A 5481-nucleotide genomic window follows, 5' to 3' on the forward strand; every position below is an offset into this window, starting at 1 on the left:
TTATAAGTCTAAAACTCGTTTTAATTGCAAGAACTTTTAATCTAAGAGAAAAGTAACGTTTTATATAATACAAAAGAGGGTGACCTTTTGGGACACCCTCTTATTTTTATACTATTTCTTCTTATAAGAATGTGATGAATACATTTAAAATTAACGCGTTCAATATATCAATAAAGAAAGCTCCTACCATAGGTATAATTAAGAAAGCCTTATAGGAAGGTCCAAATCGATTCGTTACGGCTTGGATGTTTGCAACAGCAGTTGCAGTTGCTCCAAGTCCAAAACCACAATGACCAGCACTTAATACAATGGCGTCGTAATCTTTTCCCATGACTCTGTAGGTGATGTAGTAAGCAAATAACCACATCATTGTCACTTGGACTAATAGGATAAATAAAATAGGTAATGCTAAATCGATAATTAACCAAAGCTTTAGCGACATCAATGCACATGCAAGGAAAATAGAAAGGCCTACGTTACCTAATATATCAACAGGTTCATTGTTTATCTCTAATTTAAACATGTGTGCTAAAAGGTTGCGAATAATCACGCCAATAAACAAACACCAAACGAATGTAGGTAGCTTAAAGCTGTATTGAGCATTCCAGTCAGAAAGTGCATTTCCAAGAACTAAACAAACAGCGATAAGAGTTACGGTTAACATTACTGATCTATAGGTAACTTTCTCAGTAGGAAAGGCCTTGTCCGTCATTTCGTGTGTGTCTTCTCTGTGTCTAATTTCCTCAGGACTTAGTTCCTCTTTATTGTTTTTCTTTAATAATCTGTAAGCTAATGGACCTCCAATAGTTCCTCCGAAAATTAAACCAAAAGTAGCACATGCCATTCCAATTTCTTCAGCACCTAACAATGGTTTGCCACTTGCCATAAAATCTTTTGCCCAGCCAATTGCCGTTCCATGACCACCTGTAAGTGTAATAGAGCCAGCTATCAACCCGAATCGAGGATCTAAACCAAGTAATGTGGCTAAGGCTGTTCCTAAACCATTTTGAAAAATAATAAAAACAGCAGCTACAACTAAGAAGACGATTAAGGCTTTACCTCCTTTGATTAATTTTGCAAAGTCAGCATTTAAACCAATTGTAGCAAAGAACACGTACATCATAGATTCTTGAAGCTCTTTGTGGTAAGTAAATTCTATCTTGAAAATAGCAAAGATCGCCCAGCTAATTAAAGCAATTAAAAATCCCCCTACTACAGGCTCTGGAATATTATATTTAGTAAAAAAGTTTATTCTGTGTACGATAAAACGGCCTAAAAGTAAAACAAGACAGGCAAGCATTAAGGTTTCGTATATACCAAATTCCATAAAAAAGTAATTTATTATTGTGGATACAGACTATGTTTATATCAAAGACTGCTCCACAAATATAAATAAACAAGTTTCTAATCAAAGAAATAATAGGTGTATTTTACATAGTTGCTAAAAGTTTAGTATCTATAGTTACAAATTGGTAATAGATGAGAGTTTTGTTTGGTGGAATATGAGTGAGTAGAAGTCTATATAAAAAAAGTAATGAAAGTTTTTGTGATACGTGTTAAATAACTATTTTTGCGCATGCAACACAATGTACTTATTTTAGATTTTGGATCGCAATATACTCAGTTAATTGCGCGAAGAGTTCGAGAATTAAATATTTTCTGCGAAATCTTACCTTATAATGATTTACCAGCAGATTTAACAGAATATAAAGCTGTTATTTTATCTGGTAGTCCTTTCTCTGTACGCTCAGAAGAAGCGTTACATCCAGATTTGTCAAATATTAAAGGAAAAATGCCTTTATTAGCTGTTTGTTATGGAGCACAGTATTTAGCTCATTTCTTTGGTGGTGAAGTAGCACCTTCAGATACCCGAGAATATGGAAGAGCGAACTTGGACTTTATAGCAAATGATAGTTTCTTGAAGGATATTCCTCAGAATAGCCAGGTGTGGATGAGTCATAGTGATACAATTAAAGTATTACCTACCAATGCAGTTTTATTAGCAAGCACTAAAGATGTAAAAAATGCTGCTTATAAAATTGAAGGAGAGGATACTTATGCTATACAGTTTCATCCTGAAGTATACCACTCTACAGATGGAGCTCAGTTACTTAAAAATTTCTTAGTTGATATCGCAGGAGTTAAGCAAGACTTTACACCAAGTGCTTTTGTTGAAGAAACAATTGAAGACTTAAGAAATAAAGTAGGTAGCGAAAAGGTAGTTTTGGCATTGTCAGGAGGTGTAGACTCTACTGTAGCTGCTGTATTATTGAACAAAGCTATCGGAGAGAACTTATACTGTATCTTCGTAAATAATGGACTATTGCGTAAAAACGAGTTCCAAAATGTATTAAACCAATACAACGGAATGGGCTTGAACGTAAAAGGAGTAGATGCTACAGATAGGTTTATGGATGCATTAGCAGGATTAGATGATCCAGAGCAAAAGCGAAAAGCAATCGGTCGTGTATTTATCGAGGTATTTGATGATGAAGCTAAGTTGATAGAAGATGCTACTTTCTTAGGTCAAGGGACAATTTATCCAGACGTAATTGAGTCTATCTCTGTGAAAGGACCTTCTGCTACAATTAAATCACATCACAACGTAGGAGGGTTACCTGACTTTATGAAATTAAAGATTGTGGAGCCTCTTAGAATGTTGTTTAAAGATGAGGTTCGCAGAGTAGGAGCTTCATTAGGTATTGATCCTGAATTATTAGGAAGACACCCTTTCCCAGGTCCTGGATTAGCGATTCGTATTTTGGGAGATATAACGCAAGAAAAAGTTCGTTTATTGCAAGAAGTAGATGCTATCTTTATCAATGGACTAAAAGAGCATGGGTTATATGACAAAGTATGGCAAGCAGGAGCTATTCTTTTACCTGTTAATAGTGTAGGAGTGATGGGAGATGAACGTACTTATGAAAAAGTGGTAGCTCTTAGAGCTGTTGCTTCTACAGATGGTATGACAGCTGATTGGGTACATTTGCCTTATGAGTTTTTAATGGAGATTTCAAATAAAATTATCAATAAAGTTAAAGGGGTTAATAGAGTTGTATATGATATAAGCTCAAAACCACCTGCAACAATTGAATGGGAATAATTTAGATTATATCAATAAGTCGCTGTAACTTTGGTACAGCGACTTTTCGTTTATTTTAAAAAAAATTGCAAGATGAGAAAGAACTTTATCGCTGCATTAGCAGCATTTATGATATCATTTACTATGAGTGCACAAGACAGTTCATTTGTGCAATATAGAGTTGTAAAAGGTGATACTGTAAGTAAAATAGCCAGAGAATACAGTATTTCTGTAAAGGATATTTTAACTTATAATCCCGATGCAAAGAATGGTATCAAAGAAGGAGGTTTTATACTTATCCCAACCAAAGAATTTTTAAATAACGATAATCAGTCGTCAAAACTTATTGCTAATTCAACTTCAAAATCAACGCAAGATTATGAAGATAAAACGCATTATGTTCAACCTAAAGAGACATTGTACGGTATTAGCAAAATGTATAAAGTGACCGTAGATCAACTTTATCAGTGGAATCCAACTCTAAAACAGGAGGGACTGAAAGCTGAAAGTATTATTGTGGTTGGTCGTCAAAGACAGATTGCTCGTGCAAAAGATGTAACAGGTAGAGATAAGTCAACCCCTAATTACAACGGTAAGTTGATGTCATCTTCTGCTGATACGATTAAAGATATCTCTAATATTTATTACAAATACATCGATGTTGAACCACAGTCTACCTTATATGGTTTAGCTGTTTTATACAATACGACAATTCAACGCTTAATGGAGCTGAATCCAGAGTTAAAAGATGGCTTAAAAAGTGGTCAGAAGATCAAAGTACCTGCATTTGGATTTAAAGATGAGGTAATTGAGGTAACACCTATCGCGCCACAAGGAGGTGAAGTGCCAGAGTATATAACGATAAAAGTTAAACCAAAGCAAACGCTATACAGTATTTCTCGCGAATACGACTTATCTATTACAGAGCTTGTAGAATTGAATAAAGAATTATTGAGTTCTGGGTTGCAGGTAGGTATGGAGCTAAAGGTGCCAAATGTAGCAGGTATTGTTCAAGATGTGGAAGAAGAAGGTAAGGAGGATGTTGTCTTTGCTGGAGAGTTTGCAAATCTTGAAGAATCACTCTATGTTAAACAAAGTAAAGAGATTGCTTTGTTATTGCCTTTTAACATAAGTCGATTAGGTGAGAGTGTAGAGGGGAAATTGTCGTCTGATAATTTCTTGAATATGACGTTAGACTTTTATTTAGGTGCTAAGTTGGCTATTGAAAAAATAGAGGATTTAGGATTGCCTTTAACTGTAAATGTGTATGATTCAAATGAGAGTAAGAACTCATCTGCAATACTTGATTTAATTAAAGCAAAAAGCTTTGCTAATACAGATGTAATTATTGGGCCTTTCTTTCAGACTAATGTAGAGCAAACCGTTCAGAATTTACCTAATAAGGATATTGTCGTAGTTTCGCCTCTATCGAATGAAAAGTTAATTGCTTCTGATCAGTTAATTCAAACAATGCCTTATGCAGATGTATTGAAAAAAGAATTGTTGGATTATTTCATCAAACAGCCAGATGTGAAACTAACTGTTATTGTTGACCCAAAACGCACTTCTACCAAAGAATTTATGACTAAGTATTACAGTCATGTAAAAACGATTAATACAAGTGCATTGAATGATATTGACAAGACTTTAGTGTCAGGTAAGAACAATGTGTTTGTTTTAGATTCTGGAAGTATTGAATCAGCAAGTTTGTTGGTGAATAAATTGAAAAGACGAGTAAAAGATTTTAATATTCAGATTGCTACCCTTGACAAAGGTGAAGTGTTTGAGAATAGTGAAATTGATATCCAGAGTCTAATAGATTTAAAATATACTTATCCTTCTGTTACTCGCGATAGTAACAATTCGTTAGAGGAATCTAATTTTCAGAATCTCTATAAAGAAAAGTATAATGTACTGCCAAGTAGATTTGCGACAAGAGGGTATGATGTCATGTACGATGTGATTATGAGATCATTCCAAAAAGGTGGATTCAAAAGCACATTCAAGTATAAAACGCATGTAAACGAGAATAAGTTTGAATATAGTAAAAATCCAGAAGGAGGAATCCGCAATACGGGAGTTTATTTGTTGCAGTATACAGAAGACTTAACAGTTAAACAATTGCAATAAATGCTCGACAATCAAAAGTACTTAGTTGAACTTGCTCATGCTAAAATGCCCTTTGGTAAATATGAAGGGAAGTATTTAATCGATTTACCTGAATATTATATTGTGTGGTATCACAATAAGGGGTTTCCGAAAGGAAAGTTAGGAGAGCAAATGGCATTGATTTACGAGTTAAAGCTCAATGGTCTGGAGATGTTATTAAAAAATATCCGCAGTAACTATAAAAAATAAAGAACTACTTTTTAAGTAGTTTTTTTTTATACTATCAAGAC

At 34.2% G+C, this 5481-nt stretch carries 4 protein-coding genes; 3 read left to right on the forward strand and 1 reads right to left on the reverse strand.

The window, feature by feature from the left end; translation table 11 throughout:
* Window positions 1-121 precede the first annotated feature (121 nt).
* The gene (gene gltS / locus GOQ24_RS11595) at window positions 122-1327 is read right to left on the reverse strand and encodes a sodium/glutamate symporter (RefSeq protein WP_155092433.1); all 1206 of its coding nucleotides are present in this window, start codon (window positions 1325-1327) and stop codon (window positions 122-124) included.
* A 249-nt stretch (window positions 1328-1576) separates the two neighbouring features.
* Here gltS and guaA point away from each other — a divergent pair, with 249 nt between their 5' ends.
* The 3 genes from guaA (at window position 1577) to GOQ24_RS11610 (ending at window position 5440) form a co-directional block, all read left to right on the forward strand.
* Complete coding sequence (gene guaA / locus GOQ24_RS11600; protein WP_155092434.1) at window positions 1577-3103, forward strand: glutamine-hydrolyzing GMP synthase; 1527 nt, start codon at window positions 1577-1579, stop codon at window positions 3101-3103.
* 72 nt (window positions 3104-3175) lie between these two features.
* The gene (locus tag GOQ24_RS11605) at window positions 3176-5212 is read left to right on the forward strand and encodes a LysM peptidoglycan-binding domain-containing protein (RefSeq protein ID WP_155092435.1); all 2037 of its coding nucleotides are present in this window, start codon (window positions 3176-3178) and stop codon (window positions 5210-5212) included.
* Window positions 5213-5440: a DUF3820 family protein gene (locus GOQ24_RS11610; protein ID WP_155092436.1), complete on the forward strand. Its 228-nt coding sequence runs from the start codon at window positions 5213-5215 to the stop codon at window positions 5438-5440. It begins immediately after the preceding gene.
* Window positions 5441-5481 lie beyond the last annotated feature (41 nt).

The organism is Myroides sp. LoEW2-1, assembly GCF_009767705.1.
Classification (GTDB): domain Bacteria; phylum Bacteroidota; class Bacteroidia; order Flavobacteriales; family Flavobacteriaceae; genus Flavobacterium; species Flavobacterium album_A.